The 18556-nt window shown below is 67.7% G+C and carries 22 protein-coding genes; 6 read left to right on the forward strand and 16 right to left on the reverse strand.

What is annotated here, in order from left to right; all coding sequences use genetic code 11:
- Window positions 1-44: 44 nt before the first annotated feature.
- Window positions 45-1220 carry a serine hydrolase domain-containing protein gene (locus DX912_RS06865; protein ID WP_115841739.1) on the forward strand — a complete coding sequence of 392 codons (1176 nt, stop codon included), beginning with the start codon at window positions 45-47 and terminating at the stop codon, window positions 1218-1220.
- A 299-nt stretch (window positions 1221-1519) separates the two neighbouring features.
- Here DX912_RS06865 and DX912_RS06870 read toward each other — a convergent pair whose 3' ends face one another.
- Window positions 1520-1951, reverse strand: coding sequence for a VOC family protein (locus DX912_RS06870; RefSeq protein WP_115841740.1), 432 nt, complete (start codon window positions 1949-1951; stop codon window positions 1520-1522).
- Between the two features lie 24 nt (window positions 1952-1975).
- A complete protein-coding gene (locus DX912_RS06875; protein WP_115841741.1) occupies window positions 1976-2458 on the reverse strand; it encodes a BON domain-containing protein in 483 nt (160 codons plus the stop codon).
- Between the two features lie 204 nt (window positions 2459-2662).
- Here DX912_RS06875 and DX912_RS06880 point away from each other — a divergent pair, with 204 nt between their 5' ends.
- Window positions 2663-3439, forward strand: a complete 777-nt coding sequence (locus DX912_RS06880; protein WP_115841742.1) for a hypothetical protein — start codon at window positions 2663-2665, stop codon at window positions 3437-3439.
- A 45-nt stretch (window positions 3440-3484) separates the two neighbouring features.
- On the opposite strand, the gene DX912_RS06885 is transcribed toward DX912_RS06880, so the two are convergent.
- From DX912_RS06885 to DX912_RS06895, 3 genes are all read right to left on the reverse strand, one after another.
- On the reverse strand, window positions 3485-4393 hold the full coding sequence (locus DX912_RS06885; protein ID WP_115841743.1) for a dienelactone hydrolase family protein: 909 nt from the start codon (window positions 4391-4393) through the stop codon (window positions 3485-3487).
- 223 nt (window positions 4394-4616) lie between these two features.
- Entirely contained in the window at window positions 4617-4790 is a 174-nt protein-coding gene (locus DX912_RS06890) for a DUF1328 family protein (RefSeq protein WP_115841744.1), read from the reverse strand.
- A 359-nt stretch (window positions 4791-5149) separates the two neighbouring features.
- Window positions 5150-5965 carry an extensin-like domain-containing protein gene (locus tag DX912_RS06895; protein WP_115841745.1) on the reverse strand — a complete coding sequence of 272 codons (816 nt, stop codon included), beginning with the start codon at window positions 5963-5965 and terminating at the stop codon, window positions 5150-5152.
- 64 nt (window positions 5966-6029) lie between these two features.
- Here DX912_RS06895 and DX912_RS06900 point away from each other — a divergent pair, with 64 nt between their 5' ends.
- Both DX912_RS06900 and DX912_RS06905 read left to right on the forward strand, forming a co-directional pair.
- Window positions 6030-7070: a GGDEF domain-containing protein gene (locus DX912_RS06900; RefSeq protein WP_115841746.1), complete on the forward strand. Its 1041-nt coding sequence runs from the start codon at window positions 6030-6032 to the stop codon at window positions 7068-7070.
- 74 nt (window positions 7071-7144) lie between these two features.
- Complete coding sequence (locus tag DX912_RS06905) at window positions 7145-7696, forward strand: peroxiredoxin (RefSeq protein ID WP_115841747.1); 552 nt, start codon at window positions 7145-7147, stop codon at window positions 7694-7696.
- A 594-nt stretch (window positions 7697-8290) separates the two neighbouring features.
- Here DX912_RS06905 and DX912_RS06910 read toward each other — a convergent pair.
- The gene (locus DX912_RS06910) at window positions 8291-8995 is read right to left on the reverse strand and encodes a hypothetical protein (RefSeq protein ID WP_147298578.1); all 705 of its coding nucleotides are present in this window, start codon (window positions 8993-8995) and stop codon (window positions 8291-8293) included.
- A gap of 127 nt (window positions 8996-9122) precedes the next feature.
- Here DX912_RS06910 and DX912_RS06915 point away from each other — a divergent pair, with 127 nt between their 5' ends.
- Window positions 9123-9755: a DUF4136 domain-containing protein gene (locus tag DX912_RS06915; protein ID WP_115841749.1), complete on the forward strand. Its 633-nt coding sequence runs from the start codon at window positions 9123-9125 to the stop codon at window positions 9753-9755.
- 27 nt (window positions 9756-9782) lie between these two features.
- On the opposite strand, the gene DX912_RS06920 is transcribed toward DX912_RS06915, so the two are convergent.
- The 9 genes from DX912_RS06920 to DX912_RS06960 form a co-directional block, all read right to left on the reverse strand.
- Window positions 9783-10073, reverse strand: a complete 291-nt coding sequence (locus DX912_RS06920; protein WP_115841750.1) for a hypothetical protein — start codon at window positions 10071-10073, stop codon at window positions 9783-9785.
- A gap of 68 nt (window positions 10074-10141) precedes the next feature.
- On the reverse strand, window positions 10142-11326 hold the full coding sequence (locus DX912_RS06925; protein WP_115841751.1) for a glycoside hydrolase family 18 protein: 1185 nt from the start codon (window positions 11324-11326) through the stop codon (window positions 10142-10144).
- Window positions 11327-11609: 283 nt separating this feature from the next.
- Entirely contained in the window at window positions 11610-12710 is a 1101-nt protein-coding gene (locus DX912_RS06930) for a Gfo/Idh/MocA family protein (RefSeq protein WP_115841752.1), read from the reverse strand.
- 52 nt (window positions 12711-12762) lie between these two features.
- Complete coding sequence (locus DX912_RS06935) at window positions 12763-13683, reverse strand: M14 family metallopeptidase (protein ID WP_115841753.1); 921 nt, start codon at window positions 13681-13683, stop codon at window positions 12763-12765.
- A gap of 121 nt (window positions 13684-13804) precedes the next feature.
- Window positions 13805-14065, reverse strand: a complete 261-nt coding sequence (locus DX912_RS06940) for a hypothetical protein (RefSeq protein ID WP_147298579.1) — start codon at window positions 14063-14065, stop codon at window positions 13805-13807.
- A gap of 140 nt (window positions 14066-14205) precedes the next feature.
- Window positions 14206-14763, reverse strand: coding sequence for a DUF3228 family protein (locus tag DX912_RS06945; protein ID WP_115841755.1), 558 nt, complete (start codon window positions 14761-14763; stop codon window positions 14206-14208).
- A 313-nt stretch (window positions 14764-15076) separates the two neighbouring features.
- A complete protein-coding gene (locus DX912_RS06950; protein WP_115841756.1) occupies window positions 15077-15616 on the reverse strand; it encodes a demethoxyubiquinone hydroxylase family protein in 540 nt (179 codons plus the stop codon).
- Complete coding sequence (locus tag DX912_RS06955; protein ID WP_115841757.1) at window positions 15616-16230, reverse strand: hypothetical protein; 615 nt, start codon at window positions 16228-16230, stop codon at window positions 15616-15618. Before DX912_RS06955 ends, DX912_RS06950 begins: the two co-directional genes overlap by 1 nt.
- 39 nt (window positions 16231-16269) lie before the next feature.
- The gene (locus DX912_RS06960; protein WP_181902741.1) at window positions 16270-17148 is read right to left on the reverse strand and encodes a restriction endonuclease; all 879 of its coding nucleotides are present in this window, start codon (window positions 17146-17148) and stop codon (window positions 16270-16272) included.
- A 145-nt stretch (window positions 17149-17293) separates the two neighbouring features.
- Between DX912_RS06960 and DX912_RS06965 the strand changes: the two genes are divergently transcribed.
- Window positions 17294-18016, forward strand: coding sequence for an rRNA pseudouridine synthase (locus DX912_RS06965; RefSeq protein WP_115841759.1), 723 nt, complete (start codon window positions 17294-17296; stop codon window positions 18014-18016).
- A 12-nt stretch (window positions 18017-18028) separates the two neighbouring features.
- On the opposite strand, the gene DX912_RS06970 is transcribed toward DX912_RS06965, so the two are convergent.
- Window positions 18029-18499 (reverse strand): YehS family protein, encoded by a 471-nt coding sequence (locus DX912_RS06970; protein WP_115841760.1) that lies wholly within the window; start codon window positions 18497-18499, stop codon window positions 18029-18031.
- Window positions 18500-18556: the final 57 nt, after the last annotated feature.

Consider the following 18556-nt stretch of genomic DNA (forward strand, 5'->3'; position numbering starts at 1 on the left):
CGGCTATGCTGCGGCGGTCCTTTCCGCCCCCTGCGACGCGCCCGATGACCCGTCCCGCCTCCCTGCACGCCCGCTTCCTCCTCCTGCTCTGGCTGCTGCTGGCCGCTCCGGCGTTCGCACAGGGCTATTTCCCGCCGCGCGGCGACTGGGCGCGGGCGACGCCGGTGCAGTCAGGCTTCGATCCGAAGCGGCTGCAGGAGGCGATCGATTACGCCATCGCGCACGAGGCGAAGGAACCTCGCGACCAGTCCATCGCGCTGGCGCAGAGTTTCGGCGCAAAGGAGCCGTTCTTCGAGGGCCAGATCGGCCCGACCGCGGTGCGCGCCGGGCTCAACGGCATCATCGTGCATCGCGGCAAGGTCGTGGCCGAATTCGGCGACACGCGCAGCCTCGACATGAGCCACAGCGTCACCAAGACGTTCCTGAGCACGGTGGTCGGCATCGCATGGCAGCGCGGGCTGATCCGCGACACGAACGACCGCGCCGCCGACTACATGCCGCGCGACGTCGACCTGTTCGCGTCCGAACACAACGCACCGATCACGTGGGAGCACCTGCTGCGTCAGACCAGCGACTGGCAGGGCACGCTGTGGGGCAAGCCGGACTGGGGCGACCGGCCGTCGGGTCCGCCGGAACAATGGCCGAACCGGGAGCGCCACGTACCGGGCACGCACTACATGTACAACGACGTGCGCGTGAACGTGCTGGCGCTGGCCGCATTGCAGGTGTGGCGTCGCCCGCTGCCGGAGGTGCTGCGCGAGAACGTGATGGACCCCATCGGCGCAAGCACGCGCTGGCGCTGGCACGGCTACCGCAACTCGTGGGTCGAACTGGACGGGCAGAAGATGCAGTCGGTCTCGGGCGGCGGCCACTGGGGCGGCGGCATGTTCATCGACGCGTGGGACCTGGCGCGTTTCGGGTATCTCTTCCTGCGCGACGGACGCTGGGATGGAAGGCAACTCGTCTCGCGCGAATGGATCGCCAAGGCGCGCACGCCCGGCGCCGACAATCCCGAATACGGCTACTGCAACTGGTTCCTCAACACCGACCGCAAGTCGCTGCCGTCGGCGCCGGAAAGCAGCGTCACCTTCCGCGGCAATGGCCAGAACATCGTCTACATCGATCGCGACAACGACCTGCTGATCGTGGTGCGCTGGATCGATCGCGGCGACGCGCTCGATACGTTCATCGGGAAGGTGCTGGCGGCGCGGGTGAGGTGACGAGAGGTCCGGTGCCGCGTCCTGTTCCTATTCTGCCGTAATCCCGGCGTAGGCCGGGACCCAGGCCTATGTCGTTTGGGCACTCCGACTTGAAGCATCAGAGATGCCTTCATTCCGGCGAAAGTGGAACCTATTTTGATCTTCACGATTCGGTGCGAAGCAACACCGAAAGCGTTGTGCTGCAACGTTCGTTCACCGCTCCCGCTTCGTTGCCCCTCACCCCTCTCCCGACGGGAGAGGGGCTGAAGCCGACGACGTCGTCATTCCAGCGAAAGCTGGAATCCATTTTGACCATTCGTTCAGAACGTGACCTTCACCGAAGGCGCGCTGCGGGTGTGCTCGCCGTGGTACACCGCTTCGATGTTGTTGCCGTCGGGATCAAGCACGAACGCGGCGTAATACCCCGGATGGTACGGGCGCTCGCCGGCGGCGCCGTTGTCGCGACCACCCGCAGCCAGTGCCGCCTTGTGGAACGCGTCCACCGCCGCGCGATCCTTCGCCTGGAACGCCAGATGGTGTCGGCCCGTCAGTTCGCCCTGCGCCGCCTCGCTGTCGGCGGTCGAGACGAACAGCTCGTCGTACCAGAAGGCGCCATCATCAAGTGTGCCGCCGAGCGGCACGCCAAGCACCTCGAACACTGCATCGTAGAAACGGCGGCTGGCCGGCAGATCGCGCACGACCAGCTGCACGTGGTCGATCAACCGGCCGCGGTGGAGTTCCTGGGTTTCCATGTGCTCGTCCTTGTGTGATTGCGCTCAGTGCGGCGCCGATGGCGGCTGCGTTGACGATGTCGTGCGCAGCAGGCTTTCCAGATTCTGCACGCCGCGCATCGATCCGACCGTGTGCAGGAGGTCATGGAATTCCTCTTCGGCCACATGGCCTTTCAGCTGCACGCGTCCATCGCGCACGTGCACTTCGACGTTGTGCGGATGTCCGACCAGGCGACCGAGACGCGCACGGATGCGCTCGTGCAACAGATCGTCGTCGATAGGCTCCGACGTCATGCTCGCGCGCGTGCGTGCCGCCACGCCGCGCAGGCGATCGGCGGCGCGTTTGGACTTGCCGCGCACGTAGCGTTCGGCGTCGTTGCGCATCGAGAGACCGCGATCGCGCACGATCGCGCGGCGACGGCGGCCGGTGTTGGGATCCGTGAGGTACATCACCAGGGCGCCGGCCGCGAATGCCAGCGCGGCGCTGGCGAGCGTGCCCAGGGCAGTGCGTGCGGATCGTTCGTGCATGGGATCACCTCGGTTGACTCGGCCTCGACAGGCTCGCGGGAGCCCCACCCTGCCAGAACGCACGGAAACATCGCGCGAAGGTTCGCCGACTCGAACCTTAACGGGGCTGCGCGCGCGCAATGCCCTGAATTTCGGAGGATTCCGAGAGATCGCGCGCGATCGCGTTGCTAACGTTCGCGGCCCTCTGCCGCTGCCTTCGCCGCCGTGCCCACCTACATTCCTTCGAGCGCCGCGTCGCGCTTCTCCATCGCCGTGCTCGCCTGTTGCGCCGCCTTCGTGCTCGCATCGTGCGGTCGTCGCGATGCGCCGGTCGCCACGGCAACCACGCCGGATGCGCCCAAGGCTGAAACCTTCGCCGCACCGCAGGATGTGTTCGAACGCGACGCCCGCGCGATCGTCGGCATCAGCTATCCGACCGGGCTGGATCGCTACCCGGCGCTCGCGAAGCTGCTCGTGGCGCATGCGGCTGCGCGCCGCGCTGCGCTCGACGCCGCGCTGGAAAAGACGCCGCGCCCGTCCGTGCCGTTCGAACTCACGCTGCGTTTCAGCACCGCCGCCGACGCGCCGCGCATGTTCGCGGTAGTCGCCGACGAAGAGCTGTATACCGGCGGCGCGAGCAGCCGCCCTGGCCGCGAGGTGTTCCTCTGGTCGCCTGAGGAAAACCGCCTGTTGTCGCCGGAGGAAATGATTCCGAACCCGGCGGCGTGGGCGAGGCTGCACGAGCAGATCCGCCATCTGGCGCTGGAGGAATCCGCCTCGCTGTCCGCGCCTGCCGCCGAACGTGCGATGCAGCACGTGTTCGTGCCGCGTTTCAATTCCAGCGGTCGCATCGCGGGCCTGCGCTTCCGCACCGACGATGGCGGCGAAGTCGAAGTGCCGGGCAGCGAACTCAAGCCGCTGGTCGCGCCGGCGTACTCGGGCTGGTTCGAGGATGCGCCGGCCGTCGCGGCCGAATCGCCGGTCGCGACCGCGAAGCTCTGAGCAGATGCCGCCGCATCGCCGGATGCGACGCGGCGGCATCGACCATCAGGCAGCCGGCTTGCGCAACGTTTCGTCGAACAGCGCCAGCGTTTTCTTCCAGGCTTCGCGCGCGGCCGCTTCGTCGTATCGCGGCGTCGTGTCGTTGTTGAAGCCGTGCTGCGTGCCGGGTGGCTGGAACAGTTCGTACTTCACGCCGGCCTGCTTCAGCGCGGCTTCGTACGAAGGCCAGCCGGCGTTGACGCGTTCGTCGTTCTCGGCCAGCACGATCAGCATGCGCGCCTTGATGTTCGGCACGCCCTCCAGCGGCGCCGGCGCGCCGTAGAACGGCGCGGCCGCGTCGAGGTCCGGCAGCTCCGTGGCGAGGAAGTTCGACATCCCGCCGCCGTAGCAGAAGCCCACCACGCCCAGCCGCCCGTTGCCGCCTTCGATCGTGCGCAGCATCTTCGCGGCGGCAATGAAGTCCTGCCGCGTCTTGGCCTGGTCGAGCTTGGCGAACTCGGCGCGTGCCGCGTCCTCATTGCCCGGATAACCGCCGAGCGGGAACAGCGCGTCCGGCGCGAAGGCGATGTAGCCCTCCAGCGCGAGGCGACGCGTCACGTCTTCGATGTGCGGATTGAGGCCGCGGTTTTCGTGCACGACCAGCACGACCGGCAGCGGGCCGCTCTTCTTCGCGGGGCGGACGAGATAGCCGCGCGCGGTGCCGTAGCCCTGCGGCGACGGGAATTCGAGGTACTTCGCGACCAGCCGCTTGTCGTCCGGCTTGACCTCCTGCGCTGCGGCGAAGTTGGGCGCGAGCGCGGCGAGGATGCCGGCGGCACCGGCCGCTCCCACCGCGAAACGCGCCGCACCGCTGAGGAAACCGCGCCGGTCGATGATGCCGTGCACGTACTGGTCGAACAGTCGCATCACTTCCGGATCGAAGTCGCTGGCCTTGCGACGTGGCGTGTCGGCCATGGGGAACCTCCGCGGCGTGGTCGGAACGTGCCGGCGAGGATAGCGGCCCCTGCGTGACGAAATGCAACCGTGCGGCGAGCCGGTGCGCTGATGCGACGGACGGCGCCGGGATTGGGATATCTGGAAGAAGCGAGGCGCGTTGCGCGCCCGGATCATCGGAGCGGGAATCCCGTCCGGAAAAGAAACCGCCGCCGACGCCCCACGCATCGGCGGCGGTGGCGACTTACGTCACCTTCTTGGCGATGGTCACGCCCAAGATGAAAAGCACGACGGCGATCACCAGGCCCACCCAGAACAGCAGCTTGGCAATGCCCATGGCCGCGCCCGCGGCGCCGCTGAAACCCAGCGCGCCCGCGATGAGGCCGATGACGGCAAAGATGATGGCCCACTTCAACATCGCAACCACTCCTGGCAACTTCGTTGCGAACGACGGTAGTCGCGGGGTTGTCGTTCTGGCGTGAGTGGCGTCGCGGGTGATTTATCGGTCGTTTCTTCGGGCGACGGGCGGCGTTCGAGCGAGCGGTTGCTTTGAGCCCCTCTGCCGCGGGAGAGGGTTGGGGTGAGGGTCGAGACGTGCGCGCACGGTGGCGCTCGCAATGCCTGCTTTCCTGCGAGACGAAGCTATGGATTCCGGCTTTCGCTGGAATGGCGACGAGCGGGTTGTCCACACACGGTGGCCGAGCGTTCGGAGCCTGGATCCCGGCCTTCGCCGGGATGAAGTAATCGCGATGGGTCGCGCGCATCGACTGCGCAAGCTCACCGACAAGCCCGATACGCACCCCGATCGAAGTGGAAGTGATCCGCATGGGCCCGGTTGTAGTCCGGGCCCAGCACCACGTCGAAGTAGTCGCACGCGCCTTCGTGCACGGCGCGGAGGAACCGGGCTTCGTCCAGGTCGGGCGCGTCTTTCGTCGCTTCATCGGTGGCCACGGATGAAGCCGGTGCAGCGGACGTCGGCGTCGTTCCTGCCAGCGCGGATCGCCAATCCTTCAGCACGCGCACCCGACGCCCGTCGTCGAGCACGAAGCCGGCGATGTCGAGCGCATCCGCCGTGGCGTGCTGGCTGCGACGACGCCCCTGCTCGCCGTAGAGGTTCCGGCACGCGTACGAACCCAGGTGTTCGATGCGCGCCACGCGTGTCCCCAGGTGTTCCTGCGCCGCCTGCTGCAGCACGTGGCGCTCCCACATCGCCAGCGACAGGGCCGTGCGGCAGCTGAGTGTGAAATCCGATCCCACCGCCACGCTCGTGCGCTGGATGCGGACCGCGTTGGTGAAGCCGCAATGCTCGCCGGTGACGCGGTCGTCCACGGGCGTCAGTCGCATGTCCGCCTGCGCGAGCGCGACCTGGCAGGCGGCGCGATCGCCCGCCGCGCGGTCGAGCTTGAAGCGCGTCAGCAGGTTCGGCGTCGCGTCGATGCGCAGCGGTGCCCAGGGGTTCCACGCCTCGGGAATCCGCACCCGCCCCGACCAGAGCGCCCAGCCGGCCCCGAACGCGGCGGCCAGCAGGAGCAGCCACACCACGTGCAGGATCGGGAACGGCTTGCGGTTCGGACTCGGGTCGGGGGTCGCCATCGCCGGATTGTCGCCGACGCCACGTCAGGGTGAACGTAGCGGTCTGTCGGCCGATAATGGCGGCATGGAAACCGCAAGCGCCTCGATCACCGCCCTTCCCTTCGTCCGCGTCGCCGATGCGGTGACCGGCGCACGCACGCTGGAGGAACTCGTCCGCCCGCTGCTGGAAGTGCTGGAAGCGCTGACCGGCATGGAATCGACCTATCTCACGTCGGTGGACGCCGACGCGGGCGTGCAGCACGTGCTGTTCGCACGCAACACACAGACCTTGCTGATCCCCGAGCAGCTCACCGTGCCGTGGTCCGACACGCTCTGCCGGCGCGCGCTCGACGAGGAGTGCGCGTACACCGACGACGTGCCCTCGCGCTGGGGCGATTCGGACGCCGCGCGGGCGCTCGGCATCCACACCTACGTCAGCACGCCGGTGAAGCTGGAGGACGGTTCGCTCTACGGCACCCTGTGCGCCGCCAGTGCGCGCCAGTTGCCGCTGCCCGACGATGCGCAGCGCGCTCTGCTCATGTTCTCCCGCCTCATCGGCCAGCAGCTCGAACGCGAACGCCTCGTCGACCGGCTGCAGGAGGCCAACGCCGCGCTGGCCGCGAGCGCGCTGGTCGACACGGTCACGGGCCTGCCGAACCGCCGTGCGCTCATGGCCGAGATGACCCGCCGCATCGCGCACTGCCAGCGCCAGCATGAGGCGCTGGTGGTGGCCTTCATCGACCTGGACGGCTTCAAGGCGATCAACGACCGCCATGGCCACGAGGCGGGCGACCGCTTCCTCGCCGCGATCGGCCGCACGCTGCAGGGCGCGCTGCGCGCGGACGACTTCGCGGCGCGACTGGGCGGCGACGAGTTCGTCGTGGTCGGGACGGTCGCGCACGTAGAAGGCCCCGGAAGCATCGAGGCCTTCCGCGAGCGCCTGGCCGCAAGCACGCGCCGCCGTTTCGACCTCGGCACGGTGATCGTGGACTACGAAGGCGCCAGCGTCGGTGCGGTCGTCGCCGCCGACGACCAGCCCGACCCTGACACCCTGATCGCCCGCGCGGACGCCGCCATGTATGCCGTCAAGCGCAGCCGAAAGATGCGCGATCGCGCCATCGCCTGACGGGCGTTGCGCCCGCCCGCGCGGCCGGGACGAAACCCGTATCGTATGGACACCCGTCCGCACTGGAGCGCGTCATGAAGCACCTGTTGAAGCAGGCCGCCGCCGGCCTCGTCGTCACCGTCGCGCTGGCCGCGCCGGCCGTGGCTGCACTGAAGGCCGGCGCGAAGGCACCCGACTTCAGCGCCCCGGCGTACCTCGCCGGCGAGCCGTTCACCTTCAAGCTGTCCGATGCGCTGAAGAAGGGGCCGGTCGTGGTCTATTTCTTCCCCGCCGCCTTCACCCCCGGCTGCAACCTCGAGGCGCACCTGTTCTCCGAGGCCATCGACAAGTTCAAGGCCGAGAAGGCGACGGTCATCGGCATCACCGCCGGCAACACCGAACAGCTGGCCGCGTTCTCCAAGTCCACCGAACACTGCGGCGGCAAGTTCCCCGTCGCCGCCGACACCGGCGCAAAGATCGCGAAGCAGTACGACGCCATCCTCGCCAAGAAGCCGGAATGGTCGGATCGCACGTCGTATGTCATCGCGCCGAACGGCACGATTTCGCACGTCTACTCCGACCTCAATCCGCAGAAGCACGTAAAGGAATCGCTGGATGCGGTGGCGGCGCTGGAGACGAAGAAGTAACGGTCGCTTTGGCGTTGTTTGCTGGACACCTCTCTCCCCGCGGTGTTTAGCCCCTCTCCCCGCGGGAGCGGGGTTGGGGTGAGGGGCAACGGAGGGGACGCGGCGAACTACCGCTGCGATGAAGCGCTGCGGTGTTGCTTCTTCTTTTCGTATCCACTTAGCGCCGCAAATCAAAATGGATTCCAGCCTTCGCTGGAATGACGAGATGGTTCGGAAAGGTCATCAGCCTGGATCCCGGCCTTCGCCGGGATGACGGTATTTGAACCTTCTCTGGACGGGATGCGATGCCGGCGTTCAAGCCCCTCTCCCACCGGGAGAGGGGTTGGGGTGAGGGGCAACGGAGGGATAGCGGCGAACCGCCGCTGCGATGAAGCGCTGCGCTGTTGCTTCTTCCTTTTCGTATCCACTTAGCGCCGCAAATCAAAATGGATTCCAGCTTTCGCTGGAATGACGAGATGGTTCGGAAAGGTGATCAGCCTGGATCCCGGCCTTCGCCGGGATGACGGTAAATGACCAGCGGTTTCGGAAAGGTCATCAGCCTGCATCCCGGCCTACGCCGGGATGACGGCGGCGTTCCGGCAACGAGTGCTCCGGCTACCGCCCCTCCTCCGCCTCATCCGTCAGGCCCGCGCCCAGCCCCATCCCGACACCGCCCGCGGCGAGCCCGCCTCCCATTCCGCCGCCGCCCATCCCACCGCCACCGCCGCGGCCACCCTGCTTTCCTTCCTCGCGCGCGCCCTCGCCTTTTCCCTTCCCCGCAGACGACGGCCGGCTCGGACCCTGCCTCGGGATCTCCAGGTTCGACGGCACCGGGTCCAGGTCAAGCACGCCGCGGATGAAGTCGCGCAGCGACACGACCAGTTCCGCCGTATGCACCGGCCGACCCGCGACGAGTTCCGCCGCCGCGCGCGCCGCCAGCCGGACCTGTTCGTCGGTGCCCAGCAGCAGGATGTCCGACAGCGCGCCTTCCACCGCATCCCGGATGCGGCGCGAGCGGTCGGAGCTCGGCAACGCCAGCTCGGCGTTGCCCGGCTCCGCAGGCGCGTCGCCGCGCCGCTGCACGTCGCGCAGGTGGGTGGGGTCGACCGACAGGTCGCCCGTGAACGATCCACCCAGCGTCTTGTACGCGGCGATGAGCGTGCGCAGACGCTCGTTGATCTGCCGGTTCTCGCGCTCGCGCCGTGCCTGGACGGTCTGCATCACGATCAACCGGATGCCCACGCCGATCAGCGTGATCACCGCCAGGCCGATCAGCGTCGACAGCACCGCCTGCCAGGAACTGAAATCCAGATTGCGCATGGAGCCTCCTTCGCGGACGCCGGCAAGGTAGCGCATCGGCCGCCCCGGTCCCGTGGACGAGCCCGCCTCACGCCGCCCTAATGCCAGCGCCACCACAGTGACGCCACCTTCCGGTCGGGGACGCACCATGAGGACGCTCGCCTTCGCGCTCGTTTGCGGCACGCTGCTCGCCACGCTCGTCCCGGTTGCCCATGCGCAGTCGCGCAAGCAGCCGGCGGCAGACGTCGATGTTTCCAAGGGCGCGACGTCCATGCCCGGCCCGACCTACGCCTGGGTGCCGATGCCGGCGCGATTGCAGGCGGAGCTCGACAAGCGCGCACAGGATCCCGCCTTCCGCACGCGCCTGCAGGCCTCGCTCGACAAGGCGCTGCAGGCGAAGGGCTATCGCCGCATCGACGACGTGCGCAAGGCCGATCTCGCGGTGGCGTATCGCGTCGGCGTGCAGGACGTGCAGCAGACCAGCGTCACCGAGCGCATGCAGCAGGGCGGCGTGGTGCGCGAAAGCGCAGTGGAATGCGGCCCGTACGGCTGCTCGCAGATCCTGTCGAAGGGCACCGAAGGCGTTCCGACCTTCAAGGTGCACACCGTCGACACGATCGAAGGCGGTTTGCAGGTGGAGGTGATCCAGCCGTCGGACATCCGCGTACTGTGGCGCGCCCTCTACCGCGGCTCGATGAAGGCGAAGGACGCCGGCAAGCTCAACCTCGACGCCGTCGCGACGCAGACGCTCGCCTCGCTGCCACGCGCACCGGCGAAGTAAGGCGCGAGCCAGAAGGCGGACGGCGTATCACTCGCCGTCCGCGGCCTTCTTCTCGTTCTCCGTGGCCTTCTCCACGATCTCCTCGTAGAGCTGCGCGACCTTCGCGCCGAGCGCGTGGAGCTCCGGATGGCGCGCGACGAAATGCTGTGCGTCCTGCGCGTCTTCCAGCGATTCCTTCATGAAGGCGATGTCGGTATCGCTCATGCGTTCGCCGGCATCGACGCGCTCCTTGAGCGACATCGCGCGCGGCAGGCGGAACTTCACCAGACGTTCGAGCAACGCCTGCAACGTCGCCGTATCGTCGGACGGATGTGACATGGAAGCCGGCCTCGCGCGCGGGAGCGTGATTGTGCCTTCGTCGCCGCGCGCGTGGCTTCACATGCGATTCACCGCGTCGGCGCGGCTTCTCGGGTTTCGAACGGTGCCGCCATCGCCTTCAGCAGGCTGCGCTGGTCGTCGTCGCCGGTGAGTTCCCACATGAAGACACCGCGCAGTCCGCGCTCCTTCGCCAGTTGCGAGCGCAGCGCGATCGACTTCGCATCTTCAAAGCTCACGAACACGCGCTCGTCGGCGTTGAACAGGTACGGTGTCTGCGCGACGTCGTGCCAGTGCTGCGTCCACTTCGGATCCTTCAGCAGCTTCGACTGGATGTCGCGCCAGTCGCCGGCGGCATACGGCTCGGTGTAAGCCTGGTAGAGCCCGTGGTTGTCGGCGCTCTTCACGCGGAAGCCGCGGCCGTAGAACGGCACGCCGAGCACCAGCTTGTCTGCGGGCACGCCGTGCTGCAGGTAGAAATCCACCGCGCCTTCGACATTGTTGGCGCGGCGCAGCTCCGGCGGCAGCGGATCCTGTGGCACTTCGCGCAGCGGCGCGTTGAACGTGGACACGGTGGAGAACGCGGTGCCCATGTCGTAGGTCATCAGGTTGATGAAATCGAGGATTTCGCCCAGCGCTTTCAGGTCGTAGCTCTTCGCCGGATCGTACGGACCCGCCGACTGCATGCGACCGGCCGGCAGCGCGGCGGTGAGCAGGTACGACTGGCCGCGCTGCTTCGCCTTCGCATCGAGCTGACGGCGGAATTCCTTCGCCAGCAGCGTCGCGTTCTCGCGATCCTCCGGCCGCGCCGCGATCTCCTTCGGGCCGCCGTACACCGGGAATTCCCAGTCCAGGTCCACGCCGTCGAAGCTGCCCCGGTGGGTGTCGAAGAACATCGCCACGCACGAGGACACGAAGCGCTCGCGGCTTTCCTTCGTCAGCGCCGCATCGGAAAAGCCGCCAGCTTCCCAGCCGCCGATGGAGATGATCGTGCGCAGCTTGGGATGCTGCATCTTCAGCGCGGCGAGTTCCTTGAAGCGCTCGGGCGCATCCTTCTCGATCACGCACCGGCCGTCCTCGATGCGCGCGAACGCGTAGAACAGGTGCGTGACGGTGTCGGCCGGAATGTTCGACACCGGATAGCGCGCGGCGTTTCCGCCCGGGTAGTACGCGCCAACGATGGGCTGTGCGGCGAAGGACGATGCGGAAATCGCGGAAAGAACGATGGCGACGGCGGCCAGGCGCTGGCGAAGCATGGGGGCGTCTCGTGTGTATGGGTGTATGGGGCTGTTAAGCCCCTCTCCCACCGGGAGAGGGGTTGGGGTGAGGGGCAACGAAGCGGATGCGTTGAATCAATGTCGCGGCACAGCGCTGCGATTTTGCTCCTTCAGCGGAGTGCCAAAGATCAAAATGGATTCCAGCTTTCGCTGGAATGACGGTCGATAGTTCGCCGCTTCCGGCATTCCCCAGCGCTGCGGGTCTGGGTCCCGGCCTTTGCCGGGATGACGGAGAACGAAGCTGGTGAGCAAGCGCAACCCATCACCCCAACGTCACCGCCCTGCCCGTGCGCGCCGACTCGTAGATCGCCTGCATGATCCGCACGTCGCGCAGGCCTTCCTCACCCGGCACCTTGGTCGGCCGGTTCTCGAGGACGCATCGCGCGAAGTCGTCCATTTCCGCGGCGAACAGGTCGATCTCGGGAAAGCGGATCTCCTTCCCGTCGCTGCGGCGGCCGTGGTTGCCGTCGTAGAAGAAGGCCGGGTCGAGTTCGAACCAGCCGCGTTCGGCGTTCACGCGCAGGTTCTGGATGCCGCCGTCCTTGTAGCTGGTGCTGCAGTACGCGACGACGCCGCTGGGGAATTTCGTCGTCCACACCATCGTTTCGTCGACCTGCGCGAACTTCACCGGGTCGGTCTTGGTCTCGATGGCCGACACCAGGATCGGTTCCTCGCCGGTGAGATACCGCGTGGCCTGCAACGCGTAGATGCCCACGTCCATCAGCGCGCCGCCGCCGGCGAGGTCGCGCTTGAGGCGCCACTGCGTCGGCTCGCCCACATCGATCGCGAACCCCGCCTGCACGATGCTCGGCTTGCCGAACACTTCCTCGCGCACCAGCCGGATGCATTCCAGATGATGCGGGTCGTACTGGCAGCGATACGCGGTGCCGAGCAGGCGGCCCGCCTTGCGGCAGGCGTCGATCATCGACTGGCAGCGTTCGACCGAGATCTCCAGCGGCTTCTCGCAGAACACGTGCTTGCCGGCCTGCGCCGCGGCGATGGTGTGCGGCGCATGCAGCGCGTTGGGCGTGACGACGTAGACGATGTCGATGTCGGGGTTGTCCGCCATGCGATGCATCGTGTCGTACGAATACACGCTGCCATCGGGAATGCCGTACTTCGCCTTCCACGCCGCGGCCTTGGCCGGCGTCCCGGTGACGATACCCGCAAGACGGCAGTGCTGCGTCTTCATCAACGCCGGCGCGATCTGGTTCTCGCTGAGACGGCCCAGGCCGCACACCGCAACGCCGAGTTTTCGCGACTGCTTCGATTTCTCGCGCGTCGCGCTGGTGCTGATGAACGGCGCGGCAGCCAGCGCGATGGCGGTTTCGGCGAGGAACTTGCGGCGATGCGGGTTGGGCATGGTGGCGTCTCGAAAGGATCGTCCGGTCACGCGATGCTGCGGGTGATGCGGCTTACGGATGCGCCAGCGCGTACTCCAGCGCGGCGCACACGGCGGCGGCTTGCGCGAGGTTGCACTGCTCCGGCGTGGCGCGCGGGCTGTCCGGATACACCTCGGTCGTGGTCTTGTAGCGCGCATCCGTGACGCCCGCGCACAGGCCGAGCTTGCGCAGCGAATACTCGATTACGCCCGGCGCCACCACGGGCGAGCCGATGATGCGGCCCTGCGCGTCGGCCGGCGCGATGTGCGTGACCTTCGCCACCGCTTCGATCACGGCCTTCTGGAATTCCGGCTGCGGGTTCTCGCTGTCGTCGACCAGATAGAAGCCGTCCGGAATGCCGTCCGGCTCGAACGGCTTGCCATCGCGCGCCGCGAGCGCGGGGCGGAATTCGGTTTCATCGGTGTCGGTGGTTTCATGCAGGTCGATGTGGACCAGCACGCGATCGCGCACGGGTTCCACCAGCTTGATCAGCGCCGCCGATTCCTGCGCCGGGCTATCCGCGCGGAAGGAACGGTTCGGATCGATCGCCTCGGCATTCCAGCGATGGATGCGCTCGTACGCCCACGGACTGATGCACGGCGCGACGAGCAGGTTCACGCGTCCGGCGAAATCGGCCGCGTGGTCGCGCACGAATTGCAGCGCGCCGTGCACGCCGCTGGTTTCGTAACCGTGCACGCCGCCGGTGACCAGCGCGACGGGCAGCGCGTCGTTCCGGTCGCGGCTGCGGATCGCCAGCAGCGGGAAGCGCTCGTCGCCGTACTGCAGCGTGCCGTACTCGACCACGTCGAACTTCGAACGCAGCGGCTCGATGGCCGCGACCACCTCGTCCGCATAACTGCGACGGCGTACCTGCCCCGCGAGCCACTGCGCCTTCTCCGCGGCGCCCCAAGGCGTTCCGGGCGTGCCGATGGGATACGGGGCGGTGTGGTTCATGGCGGGCTCTTGCGGGGTTCGGATGAAGGCGGACTCTAGCATCCGGTGCGTCATCGGCGCCGAACGCGCACACGCGAAAGGCCCGCGTGGCGGGCCTTTCAGTGCCGGCGCAGCCCACGCGTCAGGGCGCGTCCGCTACTTCGCACGACCACACGGAACTGGCGATCCACTGGTTCGCCCGTGTCACGTGGTTGTAGACCTCGGCAATCGGCTCGCCGCCCTGCGCCGTGCATTTGCCGATCGCATCGGCGCGGGCGTCCTCCAGCGCGATGCCCGGATCGTAACTGACGCCCGAACCGCTCACGTGCGTGATCGCGGCCGTCGCCGCGCCGGATGCGAACAGTGCGACCGCCATCGCGGCGGCGCTCCATGTCTTCCTCATGATCAATCTCCTGCGTTCGTGGTGAACGCAGGCATTCGATGCGTCGCGCGGCAACGCAGCGGTGAAGATGCGGTAAGCGGCGTGTAAATCAGGCGGGTGGATGTCGCGCGACGTGACGCACGTCGCACCGGGTGGGCGAGTCAGCCACGCCAGTTCGCATGCGTCCGCCAGAACTCCACGCTGCGCAGGTAGGCATCGCGATCCAGCGGGACGCCGGAACCGCCCTCTTCCACGCCCAGCGCGTTGCGCATGATCGTGATCGGTGCCATCGGCGTCTCAACCGGCTCGGCGGTGTACATGCAGCCGACCACGCCCCAGTCGGCGTCGATCTCGGTGCCTTCCTTCGCCAGTTGCTCGCGGCTGTAGAGGATCACGATGAGGAAGTTCGCCAGCGGCGGCTCCAGCCCCTCGAACCAGCGCACCAGCACCGGCAGTTCGTCGCGCGTGCGCGCGTCGTAGTCGGAGCGCAGCAGGTGGCGGTTGTCGTCGGTGATCGGCACCGCCAGGCACTTCGTCGACGTCCAGTTGCGGTGCACGTGCAGCTTGCAGAACGGCGCGTATCCCTCGAGTACAGCCAGCGGCGGCACCTCGTTCAGATGCCGCTCGAACTGCTCCGGCGTGCAGTCCTGGATCGTGTTTCGCCGCGGCTCGCGCGGGAACAGGCGGGGGCGGGCGAAGTCGGTGAGGGTGATGGTCATGACAGAGCTGGCTTGTGCTGAAGCCGCATTATTTGCGATGCGGCGTACTCGTGCGCATCAACGGGTGGCGTGATCCGGATATCGGCCGTGCGATCGTGCTGCGACGCTGGCGGCCGCCCCCGTCAAAACGCCCTCATGAACAGACTGCGCAGCGCCTGGCTGTCGATCTTCCTGCTTCAGAGCCCTGCTACCCGCGCCGACTGCAACCTGGCGTTCGCACCGCCGGAGGTCCAGCGCGTTGCAATCGAGCACTACTACCGATCACCGAAGCGCGATGCACCGGCGCCCAGAGGTCTAGCGACGCCCCCGCCGATCAAAGCTTCATCCCCAGCCAGATCACCGACTCCGTCGCCATCGACACCACCGGCCGCAACACGCGGTACAGAAGCCCCCCTTCATCCACATGCAGCGCCGCCTGATCGTGATGCGCACGCTCTTCCTCGGTGATCGCGCTGATCGCTTCGACGGCGGCCGGGTCTCTTCCACGCAGCATGTGCAGCTGATGTTCCAGGTGCCGGAGGACGACGCTCTCGACGGCCACCGTCGTGGCCGAGATGGCCGAACGGCCCAGCACGCCCGTCGTCAACCCGAGCACCAGACCGCCCAGTCCGCACAGCCAGTAGCTCCTGCACCGGCGGCGCCCGCGCCGCGCCAGTTCCGCGCCGAAGATCTCGCGATGGCGGCGCTCATGCGAGCGGAACTCGATCAGCTCGGGCACCAGGTCGCGCGCGACGAGTCGCGCAATCGCGATCTGTCCGCTGTAGATGGCGATGGCGCCGAACTCGCCGGCATGGTTGACCTTGAGGATGCGGCTTCCCAGGTCGGTGACGCCCAGGTCAGCGGCGATGGCCATCACGCGTCCGCCATCGCCGCGCCGCGCAGCCGGCCCGCAGCGGAACCATAGATCCCGCCGACCACGAGGAAGCAGCCGAAGTACACCGCCGCCTGTAGCGCGCCCGACCCGACCGCGAGCGCACCCGTCGGTACGAATGCAAGGAAGATCGCGAACAGCAGGAGGAAGCGCTGCATCAGCGGTTCGTAATGCGTCGCCTGCCACTGCGGCCAGCGGCGCGCGAAGGCGAAGGCGTCCGCGTCGTTTGGCGGCAATCGCGATGCGACGCTCGCCTCCACGCGCGCGAGGTTCGCGAGGTAATACTGCACCAGCGCCTGCTTGGCGAGCGTGCGCGTACCGACGATGGCGATGAAGAACAGGATCGCCACGAACCCCGTCAGCGGTGCCCACCGGCCCAGTGCGGCTTCGGGAAACTGCGCCGACACCGGCACCCACGCCGCCATGGCGCCGGTCGAGAACAGCAGTCCGAAATCCTCGAACGAGCTGCGCGAGTAGCTGTCGCACTTGTCGCCCAAGTAAGTGTACTGCTGCCACAGATCCCGCGGGACTTCGATGGGCGCTACGTTGCCGCTCGATCCCGCGTCCTGCGATGCTGCCTGCCCTGCTCCGTCCATGCCGCCCCCTGCATCCGGTCGTGAGTGAAGTGCCGACGTTCAGATCTCCGGCGTCGATTCGGCGATGACCTTCATCGCTTCCTCCGCGCGATGCTGCTGTTCGCGCGTCTGCGCGGCGCTCGGCGTGTGCACCGGCCCCTGCGCGCAGCGGTCGATATAACTCCCCGACCTGGCGTCGATGATCTCGCGGCAGGAATCGATGGTGGCCGCAACCGGCGGCGCAACCGCAGGCGCTGCGGGTTGCGTGGTAGAAGCCGCCGGCGTCGCAGGCGCGACCGTCCGCATGATCGAATCGACGAACACGCGATACATCAGCAGCATGAAGGCCATGAACACCACGGCGGCGAGCAGCTTGAGCGCGAGCACCGTCGCGAGGCTGCGCGTTGTCGAACGCCGCTCCCGCCGTCCACTGCCGTAGCGAATGCGATCCTCCGTCGCCGACAGCAACCGCTCGCCGATGCGACGAGCGACGGCCGCCGGAATCCCATCGCGCGCGCCCATGCGTACCGAATCGAACGCCGGGGCCGGTTCGCGGATCGGCCCGAGCATCATCCGCAGTTCGTCGCCGTCGATCAGCTGCACGTGGCCCAGCTTCTGCGCGGCCTCGATCGCGGCTTTGGTGAACTCGCCGCTGGTCGCGAGGATCGCACCCGTCGCACCGTGGTTGACCATCAGGCCGAGCAGCTGGTGCACGTCGTTGTGCGGCACCTTCATCGCGTTCCAGTGCTTGCACTGCACGATGACGAACTGCTCGCCGCGGCGCAGCTTGAGGTCGATGCCGCCGTCGGCCTTCGCGCCGGTCGCGCCCGTGCCCACGTGCTCGACGTCATAGCCCTCGCTGCGGTAGTACGCCGCCAGCAGGAGTTCGAGTTGATCCCAGCCGACGCGCGAGAGGGCGTCACTTCGGCGACTTGACACCGGCTTGAGTCCGTTCACTCCGCCCCCCGCGGATTCCATGGCAGGTGGATGGTAGCGCCAGACAACCGGACGTGTTTCGACGCCGCATTCGGGTGCGTGGTGGCAACGTGTGCCAAAGTACCGCCCCCCCGCCGAGCCCCCGCCCATGACCGATCCCGTCCGACTCTCCAAACGCGTGGCCGAACTGGTCGGGTGTTCGCGCGCCGATGCCGAGCGCTATATCGAGAACGGCTGGGTCCGCGTGGACGGCGAGGTTGTCGAGGCGCCGCAGCACCCGGTGACGGACGAGCGCGTCGAACTCGACCCCGACGCCGTGCTGGAAGCGCCGGAACCGGCCACCGTGCTGCTGCACAAGCCGGCCGGTTTCGATGCATTCGACGGTGGCGACCCCGCCGCCGCGCTGGTGACGCCCGGCACGCGCTGGGAAGGCGACGCCAGCGGCGTGCGCCTGCTGAAGCGCCACTTCGTCCGGCTGACGCCGCTGGTGCCGCTGGAGGCCGAGGCCAGCGGGCTCATCGTGCTGACGCAGGACGGCCGCGTGTGGCGCCGGCTCACCGAGGACGCGGCGCAGATCGAGCAGGAATACGTCGTCGAAGTGGCCGGCGATATCGCCCCGTACGGCCTGCGCCGCCTCAACCACGGCCTGCGTTACCAGGGGCGCGAACTGGCGCCGTGCAAGGTCAGCTGGCAGAACGAGATCCGCCTGCGCTTCGCCCTCAAGGACGTTCGGCCCGGGCAGATCCAGGACATGTGCGCACAGGTCGGGCTGAAGGTCGTGGCGATGCGGCGCCTGCGCATCGGCAAGGTGTCGCTGGCGAAGATGCCGCCGGGCGAATGGCGCTACCTGCCGGTCGGCGACCGCTTCTGACGCAATGCCGCCTCAGGCGCCGCGCACGCGCAGCGTCAGGCCCTTCAGGAAGTTGCGCAGCAGCTGGTCGCCGCACGGACGGTAATTCGGATGGCCCGGCTGGCGGAACAGCGCCGTCAGTTCCGGCTTCGACACCGGCCAGCCGGCCGATTCGAACACCGCATGCATGTCGACGTCCTTCAGCTCGAAGGCGACCCGCAGCTTCTTCAGCACGACGTTGTTGGTGACGCGCGTTTCCGGCGGGCGCGGCGGGCGGCTTTCGTCGCGGCCGCGGCAGTAGATCACCAGCCCGTCGAGGAACCGAGCCAGCACCGCGTCGCTGCAATCGGCGTACTCGGGGTCGTCCTCGCGGCGCAGGAACGCCTGCACGTCGGCCTTGTCGAGCGCGAATGCCGGATCGACCAGGTGGACGATCTCCACGACGCGCTGGTCGCTGAGATCGAGCATGTACCGGATGCTGCGCAGAACGTCGTTGGTGATCATGGGGCGTCGAGCGGTATTGCGTGGGGCCGCCTAGTTTAGGCCACCCCACCGTGACGG

This window comes from Lysobacter soli (genome assembly GCF_003382285.1).
In the GTDB taxonomy this organism is placed as follows: Bacteria; Pseudomonadota; Gammaproteobacteria; order Xanthomonadales; family Xanthomonadaceae; genus Lysobacter_J; species Lysobacter_J soli.